Origin of the sequence: Methanosarcina sp. (genome assembly GCF_028693135.1) — an archaeon.
Taxonomy (GTDB): domain Archaea; phylum Halobacteriota; class Methanosarcinia; order Methanosarcinales; family Methanosarcinaceae; genus Methanosarcina.
The window spans coordinates 1-14147 of record NZ_JAQUVZ010000030.1 but is presented as its reverse complement, the minus strand read 5'-3'; the positions used below and the strand labels follow the sequence as shown (position 1 = coordinate 14147).

14 protein-coding genes and 2 pseudogenes are annotated in these 14147 nt (G+C 43.5%); 11 read left to right on the top strand and 5 right to left on the bottom strand.

Annotated elements, in window-relative coordinates:
- Nucleotides 1-24 precede the first annotated feature (24 nt).
- Nucleotides 25-1005 (bottom strand): DUF523 and DUF1722 domain-containing protein, encoded by a 981-nt coding sequence (locus PHF18_RS12560; protein WP_300103374.1) that lies wholly within the window; start codon nucleotides 1003-1005, stop codon nucleotides 25-27.
- Nucleotides 1006-1718: 713 nt separating this feature from the next.
- On the opposite strand from PHF18_RS12560, the gene PHF18_RS12555 reads away from it, so the two are divergent.
- Entirely contained in the window at nucleotides 1719-2027 is a 309-nt protein-coding gene (locus tag PHF18_RS12555; RefSeq protein WP_300103372.1) for an Hsp20/alpha crystallin family protein, read from the top strand.
- A 177-nt stretch (nucleotides 2028-2204) separates the two neighbouring features.
- Nucleotides 2205-2429 (top strand): DUF1059 domain-containing protein, encoded by a 225-nt coding sequence (locus PHF18_RS12550; RefSeq protein ID WP_300103370.1) that lies wholly within the window; start codon nucleotides 2205-2207, stop codon nucleotides 2427-2429.
- Nucleotides 2430-2599: 170 nt separating this feature from the next.
- On the opposite strand, the gene PHF18_RS12545 is transcribed toward PHF18_RS12550, so the two are convergent.
- Nucleotides 2600-3112: a TspO/MBR family protein gene (locus PHF18_RS12545; protein ID WP_300103368.1), complete on the bottom strand. Its 513-nt coding sequence runs from the start codon at nucleotides 3110-3112 to the stop codon at nucleotides 2600-2602.
- 309 nt (nucleotides 3113-3421) lie between these two features.
- Here PHF18_RS12545 and glnA point away from each other — a divergent pair, with 309 nt between their 5' ends.
- From glnA to PHF18_RS12520, 5 genes are all read left to right on the top strand, one after another.
- Nucleotides 3422-4765, top strand: a complete 1344-nt coding sequence (glnA, locus tag PHF18_RS12540; protein WP_300103366.1) for a type I glutamate--ammonia ligase — start codon at nucleotides 3422-3424, stop codon at nucleotides 4763-4765.
- 819 nt (nucleotides 4766-5584) lie between these two features.
- Entirely contained in the window at nucleotides 5585-6637 is a 1053-nt protein-coding gene (locus tag PHF18_RS12535; RefSeq protein WP_300103365.1) for a glutamine amidotransferase family protein, read from the top strand.
- Nucleotides 6634-8145, top strand: coding sequence for a glutamate synthase-related protein (locus PHF18_RS12530; RefSeq protein WP_300103362.1), 1512 nt, complete (start codon nucleotides 6634-6636; stop codon nucleotides 8143-8145). Before PHF18_RS12535 ends, PHF18_RS12530 begins: the two co-directional genes overlap by 4 nt.
- 2 nt (nucleotides 8146-8147) lie before the next feature.
- Nucleotides 8148-8891, top strand: coding sequence for a hypothetical protein (locus tag PHF18_RS12525; RefSeq protein WP_300103360.1), 744 nt, complete (start codon nucleotides 8148-8150; stop codon nucleotides 8889-8891).
- A 6-nt stretch (nucleotides 8892-8897) separates the two neighbouring features.
- Nucleotides 8898-9935 (top strand): Coenzyme F420 hydrogenase/dehydrogenase, beta subunit C-terminal domain, encoded by a 1038-nt coding sequence (locus tag PHF18_RS12520; protein ID WP_300103358.1) that lies wholly within the window; start codon nucleotides 8898-8900, stop codon nucleotides 9933-9935.
- Nucleotides 9936-10624: 689 nt separating this feature from the next.
- Here PHF18_RS12520 and PHF18_RS12515 read toward each other — a convergent pair.
- Nucleotides 10625-11377: a hypothetical protein gene (locus tag PHF18_RS12515; RefSeq protein WP_300103356.1), complete on the bottom strand. Its 753-nt coding sequence runs from the start codon at nucleotides 11375-11377 to the stop codon at nucleotides 10625-10627.
- Nucleotides 11378-11816: 439 nt separating this feature from the next.
- Between PHF18_RS12515 and PHF18_RS12510 the strand changes: the two genes are divergently transcribed.
- The 3 genes and pseudogenes from PHF18_RS12510 to PHF18_RS12500 all read left to right on the top strand — a co-directional run.
- Nucleotides 11817-12203 (top strand): hypothetical protein, encoded by a 387-nt coding sequence (locus PHF18_RS12510; protein WP_300103354.1) that lies wholly within the window; start codon nucleotides 11817-11819, stop codon nucleotides 12201-12203.
- A 59-nt stretch (nucleotides 12204-12262) separates the two neighbouring features.
- Nucleotides 12263-12817: a transcriptional regulator FilR1 domain-containing protein gene (locus tag PHF18_RS12505; RefSeq protein ID WP_300103352.1), complete on the top strand. Its 555-nt coding sequence runs from the start codon at nucleotides 12263-12265 to the stop codon at nucleotides 12815-12817.
- A gap of 181 nt (nucleotides 12818-12998) precedes the next feature.
- Nucleotides 12999-13049 (top strand): annotated as a pseudogene (locus PHF18_RS12500) (hypothetical protein); the annotation flags it as partial.
- Nucleotides 13050-13248: 199 nt separating this feature from the next.
- Here PHF18_RS12500 and PHF18_RS12495 read toward each other — a convergent pair.
- Nucleotides 13249-13563 carry a hypothetical protein gene (locus tag PHF18_RS12495; RefSeq protein WP_300103350.1) on the bottom strand — a complete coding sequence of 105 codons (315 nt, stop codon included), beginning with the start codon at nucleotides 13561-13563 and terminating at the stop codon, nucleotides 13249-13251.
- A gap of 57 nt (nucleotides 13564-13620) precedes the next feature.
- Here PHF18_RS12495 and PHF18_RS12490 point away from each other — a divergent pair, with 57 nt between their 5' ends.
- Complete coding sequence (locus PHF18_RS12490) at nucleotides 13621-13899, top strand: hypothetical protein (RefSeq protein WP_300103348.1); 279 nt, start codon at nucleotides 13621-13623, stop codon at nucleotides 13897-13899.
- A gap of 90 nt (nucleotides 13900-13989) precedes the next feature.
- Here PHF18_RS12490 and PHF18_RS12485 read toward each other — a convergent pair.
- A pseudogene (locus PHF18_RS12485) lies at nucleotides 13990-14147 on the bottom strand (IS200/IS605 family transposase); the annotation flags it as partial.

The following is a 14147-nucleotide window of genomic DNA, read 5'->3' as shown; positions in this document are numbered from 1 at the left end:
ATCCAGAAACACCTTAATAAAACCTCATTTCCAGAGATCATCTCTTAAGTGAGATTCTATAGGATTCAGTTCCATCAGGTCTTCAGGATACGGTTCGAAAAAGGTCTGATGCATAAGGTAGTCGTTCTCAAACCGTACTATCCAGGACCTGATGGTATTTATTGCAGGACAAAGAGAGGCCTTTCCTTCCCTGTATTTCTGGACCCAGTCTAAAAACAGTGCTTTCTCACGGCTCAAAAGTTCATCCGAAAAATACCCGAATGCGTGCATTAACACATTGATGTTTGAGGTGTATCTGGGAGCACTGGAGAGAGCTTTGTACAGGTGTTCCTCATATTCGGAAGCTAGCTGTTCGAAGGGTGCGCCTTCTTTGTTTGCGGCAATCCCCCCTAATTTACGGAGCTCTACCTGGCTGTAAGCCATTAGAAGTAACTTGTTCTCCTTATGGAAGCTTATCAGATCTTTAATACTACCTTCAGATTTTACTTTTCGAAAAGCGGCAAATGTAAAAAGTTTTGTGAGAAAGTGTTCTTTTATCCGTACATTCCGGAGCCTGCCTTCATCCTCAGTAGGGAGGAGAGGGTATCTTTCCAGAACTGCGCCTCCGAAGTACCCTGAAGTTTTCCCAACTGACCCTCTTCCCTCAGCAGACGAATAAACTTTCACGTCCTTGAACCCGCAGGAGGGAGACCGGAATTTCAGGATGAAACCATCCACATCTTCTATAGAGTCAAGGAAACGGGCGCAAAAAGATTTCATATCCTCGGTGACATCCTTTCCACTGGAGGGTTGAACAAGCCTGTGTTCTCCTCTGTCAAGGACTATTCTCACCGGCTTTCTCGGAACTCCTAGCCCGATCTCTACTTCTGCACATACCGGCAGAAAATCAACATACTCCTTAAGTTTTGCCACAACCGGGCTACTAATCATATCTCCGTTATATCGGCAGTGGTCGAATTCGAGGCACCTGCTGACAACAACCTTTGGCCTGGAAAATTCTCTCATTTAACCCCCATACAAAATGGATTTGCTTACATAAATTGCTTTACAGGCAAAAAGAAGCATGAGACATATTCAGGAAATAAACTAAAATATTATACAAAGAGAGAGATTATACAAAGAGAGGCCCCCTTCTTCAAATTGTACGAAAAAAGTAAGTTCCCACATTTGCAGAAAAGTTAAACATTTAGATTTAGTAAGAAATATCCGATAAGAATCAAGACCATGACAGCTTCTTTACAAATGCGATCTGCAGATCTGAAAAATGCGGCCTGAGGTTCTGAATGTTGTGAAATAAATAGATAAGATACATATAAATATCTTAATTGGTGATTTTATTTGGGGGAACTTTATGGCTGATATTTTTAGATTATCACCGGTTATTTGTGTGTATCCAGACGATACATATCAGACGATACATATGAAAATTTGAAAATATAAGTGGTTCTTCCGGGAGTAGAAAAGGAAAATATTTCTTTCAAGGTTGTGGAAGACGATTTTTATGTAAAAGCCACCAAAAAGGGGTTGTGTACGTGGACAGCTATGCGGTATGCTGCCCTATAAGCCCGCAAAAAGCTACTGCAAACTATTCAAACGAAGTACAGAAAGTCACTGTGCCTTATCAGCAGCCTTTTTAGAATTCAGTGGATGTAAAGATTGAGTAAACGGATATTTGATACGGTTAGGTTGCACAATATTTCCATGAGGGGGAACATTTAATGGAAAATATCATGCCCCGGATAATAAAAACCCCGGTTATTGCCATGTATCATGATGATAAACATGAAAACCTTACTATAGAGCTTGAACTTCCGGACGTCATGGACGAACATATAACTCTGTTAATGCATGAAAACAGCTATTACATTAAAGCCTACAGTGAAACTGTTGAGTACCTGGGATCTTTTTTCCTGGACGGACCTGTAGACCCGGAAAAGGCTATTGCAGTGAACAATAATGGAATGCTCACCATAAAAGTCCCTTATAAAGGGGGATTTGCTTGCGCAAGATATGTTCCGATAGAGTAAAAACTTGAAGATCGCAAAAAACACCTTTGAAGATAGCAAAAAGCACCGTTCTGAGAGAAAAAAGCCTGAAAAGACTTAATTTTATATCTAATCAATTTTTATTATATTTAGTTTGAATAGAAGAAGAATATTTTGAAGAAGAATATTTTGATCAGTTTTACTGCAAGAGGAGATACTATGAAAATTGTTAAGTGCGGCGATCTGGGGTTCAAATGCAGTTTCATGGCTGCCGGTAATGAGCTTGAAGAAGTCGAAAAATCTATGTTTGACCATATAGAAAAAGAACATAAAGAAGAACTTGAAAAGATGTCTGAAGATGACATTCAACATCTGAAACACCGTGTATCAACCCTTCTGGGAAGGAGCTGCGGTTGTGGTGCCCTCCATACTGACAACCTTTAACTCAAAGCTTGCCCTGGGCCTCCCGGATACATACCTTTTTTTTCAGAGTTTTCATATGAATACAATTTTCAGTAAAGAACAGGACTCAGGCTGAGCCCTTGCCGTAATACTAACGGACTCAATCCTTACTGGAATTTGAACGGACTCAAATTACTCATGGGAATATACACTCATGGATTAAGAACCCATATCTGGTAATTAAGCAGCGCCGCAAAACTTACCCAGAGAATATACGGGATAAACAGCAGAGAAGCTGTTTTGGAAATATTCCAGAATTGTATAGCCGTCAGCAGGATTGCAAGCCAGAGCAGGAGAATCTCAAGAAAGGCATAATAAGGAGATTGCAATCCGAAGAACAGAAAAGACCAGAGTATATTAAGGCCCAGCTGTAACCCGAAAAGGATAATTCCCACTTTGACTTCTTTTTGCTGCAGCCCCTTTTCCCATACAAGGTAAAGGGAGATTCCCATAAGCGTATAAAGCGTTGTCCATACCGGGAAAAAAATCCAGGATGGAGGATTGAAAACCGGCTTTTCAAGCAAAAGATACCAGCTTTCCAGAGAGGAAGATGTAAATATAGCACCAATTGCCCCCGCGAACTGGCAGATAATTATGGAGACAAGAAGCCTGAAGACATCTACTTTAAATATATAAGACCCAAGAGATATTTTGTATTTCAACATTAATTAGTTATAAGATTGTAGATATATTTAATTTGCTTTTTATATATTTTAAAGCCTTTTGGGAAATCTACCAGAGCGAAGAGTTAAAATTTAAACCCTATTGAGAAATTCAGTCCTTCTGGAATGATATTTATATACAGGATATTAGAAATATACGTAGTGAAGTGGGAATGGACAGTATAAATAATTTTATGGCATGTTTAGTCTTGTATGGAGCTTTAAGCATGCCCTAGTTCACAAAACATAGAAATATATATATAACAGTATATGTTCAAACGATTACCTAATGCCTGGTAAGGATGGGATCAAATGGTGCAGATGAAAAAGTGTACGACTAAAGAAGATGTATTAGAGACGGTAAAGGAACGAGACGTAAAGTTTATCCGGACTCAGTTTACGGATACACTCGGCATCATCAAAAGCTGGGCAATTCCTGTAGAACAACTGGAAGAAGCTTTTGAAAACGGTGTAATGTTTGATGGATCTTCGATCCAGGGCTTTACAAGGATCGAAGAATCTGATATGAAACTCGTGCTTGACCCATCAACTTTCAGGATCCTGCCCTGGAGACCTGCAACGGGTGCAGTCGCCAGAATTCTCGGAGACGTCTACCTTCCTGATGGAAAACCCTTCCAGGGAGACCCAAGGTACGTCCTGAAGAGTGCAATCAAAGAAGCCGAAAAGATGGGCTTCTCAATGAACCTCGGCCCGGAACTTGAATTTTTCCTTTTCAAGCTTGATGCAAACGGAAACCCTACAACCGAACTTACCGACCAGGGCGGATACTTCGACTTCGCACCCCTTGACCGTGCGCAGGACGTACGCAGAGACATTGACTATGCCCTGGAACATATGGGATTCCATATAGAAGCATCCCACCACGAAGTAGCCCCCTCACAGCATGAAATCGACTTCAGATTCGGGGACGTACTTAGCACGGCAGATAATGTAGTAACTTTCAAGTACGTGGTCAAGTCCATTGCCTATCACAAAGGATACTACGCGACCTTCATGCCAAAGCCCCTCTTCGGAGTAAACGGTTCAGGCATGCACACCAACCAGTCCCTCTTAAAAAACGGAGAAAACGCTTTCTATGACCCTAGCACTCCGAACCAGCTTTCAGAAGATGCAATGTACTATATCGGCGGGCTGTTGAAGCACATAAGGGAATTTGCAGCAGTAACAAACCCCTTGGTAAACTCATACAAGAGAATAGTTCCAGGATATGAAGCCCCTGTTTACATCACCTGGTCCGCCAGCAACAGGAGCTCCTTGATAAGGATCCCAGCACCTCGCGGCAAAGGGACCAGGGTAGAACTCAGGTGCCCGGACCCGGCCTGCAACCCATACCTGGCCTTCGCCCTCATGCTCATGTCCGGCCTTGACGGGATCAAGAACAAGATCGAACCTGGAGAGCCAACCAACATGAACATTTTCCATCTCACGGAAAAAGAGCGCCAGGAAAAAGGTATACTTTCTCTCCCTGCAAACCTCAAAGAAGCAACGGATGAGATGAAAAAGAGCGAGTTCGTAAAGGAAGTGCTCGGACCTCATGTCTTTGAAAACTACCTCTGCGCAAAAATCGCAGAATGGGACGAATACAAAGCTATGGTCCATCCCTGGGAACTTAACAAATACCTCCACATGCTGTAAGGATAATAGTCCTGAAGTATTATAGTACGCCGGAAAATATTTCAATGAAAACCTAAGAAAAAGATTCCAATAAGGAGTCGAAAGGCACACTTTATCCGGCAGGTGTGCCACGGGATTTTTAAAAAATCCCCAGTTGATTGAAAAATGGAAAGAAGCTTCTTAGAAAAATGGGAATTCATTTCATGGAAATAAATTAATTTTCGATTTTCTTCAGAAAAACAGGACCTAACAAGGATTTCAATATAAAAATGCTTTCCTCAATATAATACTGCAATTTCAGTTCAACTTTTTCAAGTTTGGCTTATTACTTTTTTGGCAGGCGGCAGTATCTGAAATTAATTACGCAAAAAAGGCTGGCAGCTCTGAGCAGGACAATCATTGTAAACTGCTTATAGGCCCAACAATACGGACAATATTACGCAAAAAGAAAGAAAAATAAAGCGTTAAAACGTCATGCTTTGCAGTATTACTGTAAGCAAATCTTATCCTAAAAAAAGAAACATATATATATTGTCAAATAGGTACTAAATTACTTACTTCCCTTAGCGGCGACCCTCTCAAATTCTTTAAAAGAACTGAAAGCAGAGGCAGGAAAGCTGTCATGAATTCAAATTATTTATATAATAAAGAATCAATTAATATAAGTAGAATATTTCTTTAACTTACGAAAACTTATAAAATATCCCCTGAAACCCAGTTTCTCCAGCTGGCAAATTTTTAGAACTATTTCTCAAAAATGAGCCGCAGAAATCATCAGGAAGACATTAACAAAATACATTGGCATTATATTCATTTTTATTCATCTCCAGAGTGATTAAAATGTGTGGAATAATAGGCTTTATAGATCGAACGAAGTCCAGAATGGACGGGTCGAGCATAAAAGTCGCCCTCAGTCTCATGAATGAAAGAGGCAGTGGAGACGGGGCAGGCTATGCTGCATACGGGATTTACCCCGAATATGCAGACTGTTATGCTCTTCATGTTTTCTTTGACAACCTGACTGAACCAAAAAAGAAGGTTGATGAGCTCCTCCATCAGTGGGGAGAAATCGTTCACCAGGAAGAGATCCCGACCACTCCGCAGCCGGGTATAAAGAAGGTACATATCCCGTGGAGATACTTCTTCAAGCCCTCAGAGAACCTGATGGAAGGAAGGGTGGCTTCTGAAAATGACGTTGTGATGCATATAGTCATGGAAGTAAACGCCACCGTAAAAGGAGCCACAATCTTTTCCTCGGGAAAAAACATGGGAGTTTTCAAGGCTTCCGGCTGGCCCGAGGATGTAGCAAACTTCTACAGAATAGAAGATTACAAAGGCTACATCTGGCTCGCCCACAACCGCTACCCGACAAATTCTCCGGGCTGGTGGGGAGGAGCCCATCCGTTCAACCTGCTTAACTGGTCAGTAGTGCACAACGGAGAAATTACCTCATACGGTACAAACCAGCGCTATGTGGAGGAGTACGGCTATAAATGCACTGCACTTACCGACACAGAGGTTGTAGCGTATCTCTTCGACCTGCTAGGAAGACAGCATGAGCTTTCCCATGAAATGGTTGTCAAGGCCCTTGCTCCCCCATTCTGGGACGATATCGACCGCATGCCTGCAAAGGAAGCCGAACTGAACAAAGTAATCCGCCTTACCTACGGATCTGCCCTTATGAACGGGCCTTTTGCTATTGTAGTAGGGACGGAGAACGGTATTGTAGGCTTCACTGACAGGATTAAACTGCGCCCCCTGGTCGTTGGCGAAAACGGAAGCAAGCTTTACATCTCCAGCGAAGAAGCCGCAATAAGGACCCTTGACCCCGAAGTCAAAAACATCTACACCCCCAGGGCAGGAGAGCCCATCATCGGGAGGTTTATCGAATGACGCTCGGAAGCGTACCCCCAAAATTTAAAGTCAGTATCGACCGCGACCAGTGCATGGACTGCGGACGCTGCATTGAAAACTGTTCTTACGGCGTATACAGGAGAGAAGGCGACAAAATCCTGATAGAATCCAGGAAATGTACCGCCTGCCTCCGCTGTGTAGCAATGTGCCCCAGGGACGCAATCGATATTACGGAAAAACCGATCGACTACCGTCCCCATCCGGTCTGGACCCGGGAAGCCAGGGAAGACATCATCAACCAGGCCCGCAGCGGAAAGATCATCCTTTCAGGAATGGGAAACGCCAAAGATCTGCCAATTATCTATGACCGCCTTCTTCTTGATGCCTGCCAGGTCACAAACCCAAGTATTGACCCCCTGAGAGAGCCCATGGAACTCAGGACATACATCGGGAAGAAGCCTTCAAAAATCAAGTTCAGAAAAACCGAAAGTGGGGACGTTGAACTTGAAACAAAGCTGGCTCCCAACCTGAAACTCGATACTCCCATCATGATCGGGCACATGAGTTTCGGAGCCATCAGCCTTAACTCCCAGCTCAGTATGGCAAAAGCCGTAGCCGAAACCGGAACCTTCATGGGGACCGGAGAAGGTGGACTGCACAAGAAGCTTTACCCCTACCAGGACCACATGATCGTCCAGGTCGCCTCAGGCCGTTTCGGTGTGAACATTGACTACCTGGAAAGGGGCGCTGCCATTGAGATCAAGATAGGACAGGGAGCAAAGCCGGGTATAGGAGGGCACCTCCCCGGAGAAAAAGTAAACGAAGAAGTCTCCAAAACCCGTATGATTCCCTTCGGAAGCGATGCGATCAGCCCTGCTCCTCACCATGACATTTACAGCATTGAAGACCTTGTCCAGCTTATAAGGAGCCTGAAAGAAGCAACCGAATGGAAAAAGCCGATCTTTGTGAAGATTGCAGCAGTGCACAACGTGGCCTCCATCGCCGCAGGCATTGCCAGGTCCTCTGCAGACGCAGTGGTCATTGACGGGTTCCGTGGAGGGACCGGGGCAGCCCCGAAGGTCTTCAGGGACAATGTGGGAATCCCCATCGAAGTTGCAATCGCCAGCGTTGACCAGAAACTCAGGGAACAGGGAGTAAGGAATGAGATCTCCATCATTGCAAGCGGTGGAATAAGGAACAGCGCTGACCTTGCCAAGTCCATTGCGCTTGGAGCGGATTCCATTTACATAGGAACTGCAGCCCTGGTCGCTCTGGGATGCAGAGTATGTGGCAACTGTTACAGAAACCTCTGTCCCTGGGGCATTGCTACCCAGCGCCCGGACCTTGTGAGCAGGCTTGACCCCGAAGTGGGAGCAATGCAGGTTTCAAACCTGATACACGGCTGGACCCTGGAACTCAGCGAACTGATGGGTGCAGCAGGCATCAACAGTATCGAAAGCCTGCGCGGAAATAGGGACCGCCTGCGCGGATACATGCTGGATGAAGGAATGCTTAAAATCCTGGACGTACTGCCAGCGGGGGCCTGAATATGAAGACAGTAGGAATTGATGCCAAAGGCATGCACTACACCCCCTTAAACCAGAAAATCAGGGCCGCAGTTGCGGACGGGGCAGAGGAGATCATCCTCGACAACGTGTTAGGCCAGCGCTTTATCGGAGACGGTTTAAGAGGCAATGTCCGCATCATAATCAACGGGGTTCCCGGAGGGGACCTGGGGATGTTCATGAGCGGACCCACCTGTATAATCCACGGGAACGCCGAACACGCCCCCGGAAACACGATGGACAGCGGTATGCTCGTGATCCACGGAAGCGCAGGAGATGCAGTCGCCCACAGCATGAGGGGAGGCAAGGTCTTTGTAAAGAATAACATAGGCTACCGCGGCGGCATTCACATGAAGCAGTATGAAGTGGATGCCAGGCCCATACTTGTCATTGGCGGCACAGCCCATTCCTTCCTGGGAGAATACATGGCAGGAGGCCTTGTGCTTGTGCTCGGAATCGGCAAGGAAAAAGCCATGACGGACAGGGGCATCGGAAGCGGGATCCACGGTGGAGAAATTGTCATCCGCGGAGAAGTGGATGACTACCTGCTGGGAGTCGGAGCTAAGAAGTTTGAGTTTACGGAAGCCGACCTGGAACGCATAGCCCCGATCATAAAGAGCTTCTGCGAGCAGTTCGGATATGACCCCGCAGAGTTCCTGGACACCAATTACACAAGGATCGGACCTGCAAGCAGCCGGCCTTTTGCAAGCAAATACGTCTGGGAGTGATCAGAAATGGCAGAAAAGAAACCAATAAGCAAGACTTACCTTGACCTGAAATCAAAAGTCTGGGACACCGGCCTCTGCTCAGGCTGCGGGGCCTGCATTGCAGTCTGCCCTGCTGACGCCCTGTACTTTGAAACCGGCGGCGATTCCACAACTCCGAAAAGCAACGGCTACTGTAAAGCCGCTGTTGATGACGTGCCCTGCGGGGCCTGCTATGAGGTCTGCCCGAGGCTCGATGAACAGCCTTCAAGCCTGCTCGGAGACTACCTGGAGATCACTACCGGAAAGGCAGAATTCGACATCCCGAGAAAGCAGAGCGGAGGAGCCGTTACCGCAATCCTTGCAAACGCCCTGGAAACAGGTCTTGTAGATGCTGTGGTTACGGTCACCGAAGATCCCTGGACCCTCAAGCCGCACTCCATGGTAATTACCAAAAGTGAGGCCCTTATCGGACAGGCAGGAAGCCGCTACAACTGGTGGGTCCCCCTGGTCTCGGCACTTAAGGAAGCCGTTGTGACCCAGAAACACAGGAACATCGCAGTTGTGGGAGTCCCCTGTGTGGTCCAAGCCGTCCGCAAGATGCTTGAGACCGACCACCAGCTTGTCCTCCCGTACAAGAAATCCATCCGCTTCGTGCTCGGACTCTTCTGTACCGAAAGCTTCGACTACGAAAAACTCATCGCAGGCAAACTGAAAAACGAGTACGCCCTCGAACCCATGAAGGTCTGCCGCATTGATGTTAAGGGTAAACTCGAAATTACCCTTAACGACGGGACTCAGTATGTGATCCCCCTTGCCGAACTTGAGGACACTATCCGCCCAGGCTGTGGGGTCTGTACGGACTTTACCGCCCTGAAGGCTGACATTTCAGCAGGTTCGGTCGGAAGCCCTGACGGCTACACCACCCTTATCGTTCGCACCCTCGTAGGACAGCACCTCCTGGACAGCGCAGTTGCCAGCGGGAAGCTGAGCGTGGGTGAAGGCGAGGTCAGCCTGGGGATTATCGAGAAACTTGCAAAGAAGAAGATGGCAAGGAAACCGGAATAAAATTACAGAATAAACTTGAAAGGTGAAGCTTTGGGCTTCATCTTTATTTCATTCTTTTTTGTGCTTTTTTGACTTCTGCGCTTGTGTAATTGTAACTATTCACGTTTTAGAAGTATGGCCACAGATGCCGAAAATCCGTTTATTTAAGTAAATTACCAACATTTGAATATTTATTATAGATGCTCCCATGCTGTCGATATCGCTACAAATTAGAAAGATTGTAATCTAGATACAGAATAGTCCCAAAACACTACCTATAAGTGAATATCATAAAAAGAACAAAAATCACAACGCACAATACTATGAAGCCTATAATGGCTTTAGCTAATTTTTCCATAATCAACCAATCCTTTTACTACTTATTGTATTCTCCTACAGTTAGAACCTTAATTCCAGCTGTAAGGATTAATCCCTCTTCCATAAAAATGACGGAAAATAAAAAATTTCAAAAGGTAGCTATTTTTGGCTGAGATGTTGTTTGTTAGCCTGAAAATTTGCAAAAGTCAAAGTTTCCATACAATCATTTTTTGTATTAATGATTTTACAGAATTTTCAGTACGTTGCTTTTGAAAGCATAATATACATTTATATTATGAAAGAATTGTAAAGTTAATCTTTTCCTTTCGATTAATACATTAGACAACCAAATTTCTACCTTAAATAAATTATTTTTTTCACAATCACTTTAGTTAAGGAGCAGTTTCTTCGAAAATAACCCTATAGTTACCGTTTTGATCACATTTTATGTAAAGATTGTCATAAAACTCACGTAGAACTACGCCAGTACCTTCAATAAATATTCCCCACTGGAAAGTTCCTCTGCCGTAGATATCCGAACGAGTACCCGAACTATACTCAATACTTCCTTCTTCCCAGTTACTAACTGACCAATATATTGCGTAATTTCTTACGTACCATGAATCTAGATAATGAGCATCTACAGTCTGACCATTATAAGTAAAATACCCTTTTGTGTAGATTGTGTAGACTTTAATACCAGTCCAAGAATATAGTTCCTTGTATCCTGTAATAATGGGAGTAGTCGAAACACTTGCTATACTAACTGTTTGAGTTGCTACTTTATTATTTGTTTCTTCCTCCACGCCAGTAATGAAAAAATAACTTCCATCTGTGAAAGTTATATACAATCCGTCTTTTAGTTGATACGTCCTTAAATTAATTTGACCTGAAACAGTATCTTTCTCTTTAAGATCATTTATTGAAATTTTATCTTTGTTTACTTTAACATAATTTGCAATCACATCGTCTGTGGATAATTTGTTTGTATTAGAATTTAGTGCATCTATTAGACCTTGTTCCAATTCTGAAGGCTTATCACTTACTTTTAATTCTTCCTGTGCACTTACAGATGGTACTAACATCATACCAACCAGCAGTGTTGCTAAAACAAGTATACTTAGTCCAATTTTATTACGCTTCATATTTTTCTCCTAAAGTTATTTTACTCCAGAAGCAGGATCAGGCAAGCTTTAAATATTCGCAAAGCTAACACTAACTCATGCCTCCGGGCAATGTGGAGTTCAAATCCACTCTGGAAAGTTCGTTTGAACTTCACATCCAAAAATCTCTATTAACCTTCTCCTATACATTAATTACGACGACGAATATTCATCAGTCTGATTAACATTCACTCAAACGATCAGCTTTTTCATCGAAATAATGAAGGCTCAGAGTCCTAATTGGCGTCAGGAATTTGACCTCACTATTAGCAAATAATCTGAATATTCTTTTCATCACTAAACCATAAAATTGGCAAAAGTGATATCAATATACATGCCTGACAGAAGATAAAAGAATATATTGTGTTAGAACAATTCAATAAGAAAGTAAGAAAAAAATCTGTAGATGTGGCGACAGGAAATGAGCGGCTTCAAAATATATAGGGAGATGGGAGATGACGTCCAGGCAATATACAGATCCAGACTTATAACCGAGATCCTTTTATCGTTAAACGAAAGCAGCAGAAAGCTTTCCCAGTTGCGTGAGATCACCGGGAGCACATCCCAGGCAATAATTCCAAAACTCAGAAAACTTGAAGCGGATCATCTGATAGAAACAAAAGAACACGAGTATTACCTGACTCAAACAGGAAAAGTTGTGGCTTCAAGATTAGTTGACTCTTTTGCAACAGCAGGAACAATTAATAAATTCGTATCCTCTTCAAATTGTATGGAAAAAAGTAAATTTCACACATGTGCTGAAAATTTAAGAATTTTTCCAGGTTGGAAACACACTCATGAGGTCTAGTTAACTTCATAAATGTATGATAAAATTGTTTCATATTTTTCTAGTTGGAAAATTCTCCTTTGGATTTGAAGAGGATACATAAATTCAAACATTTCTGGTCGGGACATTACCTTGAAAGAATTCCCGGTCCCCTCTTAAAAGAAATCGGATGTCTTTACGAGTCTGAAGTCCTCAATGATAAAGGTACGAAGATCCTTAATGTCTACAACAACCAGTTAAAAATGATTAAAGAGGCAGGTTATATACACGGCGTATCATCTGTGGTAACCGAAGGGTATGCCGAGTCCATTTCTGAAAGAGTGAAAGAAGGAATCCCTGTCGAGCTTATAGTTCCCCCTCATATTGCGGAAAAATTGGAGCAATCGCCTTATCTGGAAAAAATAGACGAACTGAAAGATTATGAAAATTTCAAATTAATGGTCATTGATGAAGATATTAAAGCGGGGCTTATTGTTACGGATAAACGGCTTTCCCTAAGCCTGTACAAAAAAGATGGCGTTGAATACGACATCACCACAGAACTATTCAGTTTAGATCCGAAAGGCATTGAATGGGGAGAGAGGCTTTTTGGGTATTGTAAAGGGAAGGCAGAGTTCACAAAAATGCAAATTTGATTTTTCAGTTATCAATCAAATCAGGAAAATGGGAATATCAGCCTTTTTTAACCAGATTTGAAAGTCATTCTTCGGCTGACAGCTTTCAATAACTGACTCCCGGGTCCACATACTGAAGAACTGAAAACACCATCCGCCCAGCTGTGGGGTCTGCACGGACTTTACCGCCACAAAAGCTGACATCTCAGCAGGTTCGGTTGGAAGCCCCGACGGCTACACAACCCTTATCATCCGTACCCTCGTAGGACAGCACCTCTTGGAAAGCGCAGTTGCCAGCGGGAAGCTGAGCATAGGCGGCGGTGAGGTTAACCTCGGTATTATCGAGAAACTTGCAAAGAAGAAGATGGCAAGGAAACCGGAATAAGATTACAGAACAGAAATTAACATACAGAATAAACTTGCAAAGATGGTGCTTCTGGCTTCATCTTTATCTAATTCTTTTTTAGCTTATCCCAAAACCTAAATTTTCGCCTTTGATTTTGTACTTTGAATAGTGTGTACTGATTAATCAGCAGATTCATAACGTATTCATAATACTCATTATTCACTTTTATATAATTGGTTTTGTAATTGGACGTTATTTTACCGAACTCCGATATATTTTGATGATGCCCGGAAGGAACCTTAATATAATTTCCCGGATTCATCGCTGCTTCTTTAACATAGGGGTACTTCTCAAGATCTACTAAATTGAATTCTGTATAATTTTCCGGTGGATTAGAAAGCTTATCTGCACGAACATACATGCCTGCCCCCGATTGATAAATTATTAATAAGAAAACTAAACCTATTGACAGACCTTTATGTCCCTTGCCGAAAACTGGGTTTCCCCCTTCGGAAGCTCCAGAAAAATAGCCGGTTCAAACTCCCCCATTCCCTACTTAAACGAAATCCCCATGACTGCAATCTCCCGCTTCCTCAGGGAGGTAAAAATCATAGACCTGGTGGGAAATAAGGACCCTGCCGCCATCCAGGAGGCGATCGATTCCTGCAGCAGCCCGGCAAGAAGCGAAGCTCATATTGTGTCCATGCCCGAGATCGATGAACACAGCTGGAAAAAGTACGAGCAACTGGTGAAGTAGAACGTGATGTCAAAAATCAAATTGCGTGCGGCCACCCCACCCTAAAGGATGGGGTATGCTGATGGGCCGCACGCCCGGTTATTCTGGCACTTAGAAATCGTTAATTTTCCGTTGCCCAGACTTCTTTAATCTATGTGATTGAGCCTCTGTTTTCGGTTTACCTTGCGATTCCTTAATGTAGTGCTTGATTGTGTCAGCGGTTACATTTCCAACGGATCGATAGAATTTGCCACTTGACCATAGGCTTC

What these genes read in the sequence shown, in the direction of transcription:
- PHF18_RS12490 (WP_300103348.1), top strand. Translation starts at nt 13,621, where the DNA reads ATGTCCCTTGCCGAAAACTGGGTTTCCCCCTTCGGAAGCTCCAGAAAA.
- PHF18_RS12535 (WP_300103365.1), top strand. Translation starts at nt 5,585, where the DNA reads ATGTGTGGAATAATAGGCTTTATAGATCGAACGAAGTCCAGAATGGAC.
- PHF18_RS12530 (WP_300103362.1), top strand. Translation starts at nt 6,634, where the DNA reads ATGACGCTCGGAAGCGTACCCCCAAAATTTAAAGTCAGTATCGACCGC.
- PHF18_RS12520 (WP_300103358.1), top strand. Translation starts at nt 8,898, where the DNA reads ATGGCAGAAAAGAAACCAATAAGCAAGACTTACCTTGACCTGAAATCA.
- PHF18_RS12510 (WP_300103354.1), top strand. Translation starts at nt 11,817, where the DNA reads ATGAGCGGCTTCAAAATATATAGGGAGATGGGAGATGACGTCCAGGCA.
- PHF18_RS12525 (WP_300103360.1), top strand. Translation starts at nt 8,148, where the DNA reads ATGAAGACAGTAGGAATTGATGCCAAAGGCATGCACTACACCCCCTTA.
- PHF18_RS12495 (WP_300103350.1), bottom strand. Translation starts at nt 13,563, where the DNA reads ATGTATGTTCGTGCAGATAAGCTTTCTAATCCACCGGAAAATTATACA.
- PHF18_RS12515 (WP_300103356.1), bottom strand. Translation starts at nt 11,377, where the DNA reads ATGAAGCGTAATAAAATTGGACTAAGTATACTTGTTTTAGCAACACTG.
- PHF18_RS12550 (WP_300103370.1), top strand. Translation starts at nt 2,205, where the DNA reads ATGAAAATTGTTAAGTGCGGCGATCTGGGGTTCAAATGCAGTTTCATG.
- PHF18_RS12560 (WP_300103374.1), bottom strand. Translation starts at nt 1,005, where the DNA reads ATGAGAGAATTTTCCAGGCCAAAGGTTGTTGTCAGCAGGTGCCTCGAA.
- PHF18_RS12545 (WP_300103368.1), bottom strand. Translation starts at nt 3,112, where the DNA reads ATGTTGAAATACAAAATATCTCTTGGGTCTTATATATTTAAAGTAGAT.
- glnA (WP_300103366.1), top strand. Translation starts at nt 3,422, where the DNA reads ATGGTGCAGATGAAAAAGTGTACGACTAAAGAAGATGTATTAGAGACG.
- PHF18_RS12555 (WP_300103372.1), top strand. Translation starts at nt 1,719, where the DNA reads ATGGAAAATATCATGCCCCGGATAATAAAAACCCCGGTTATTGCCATG.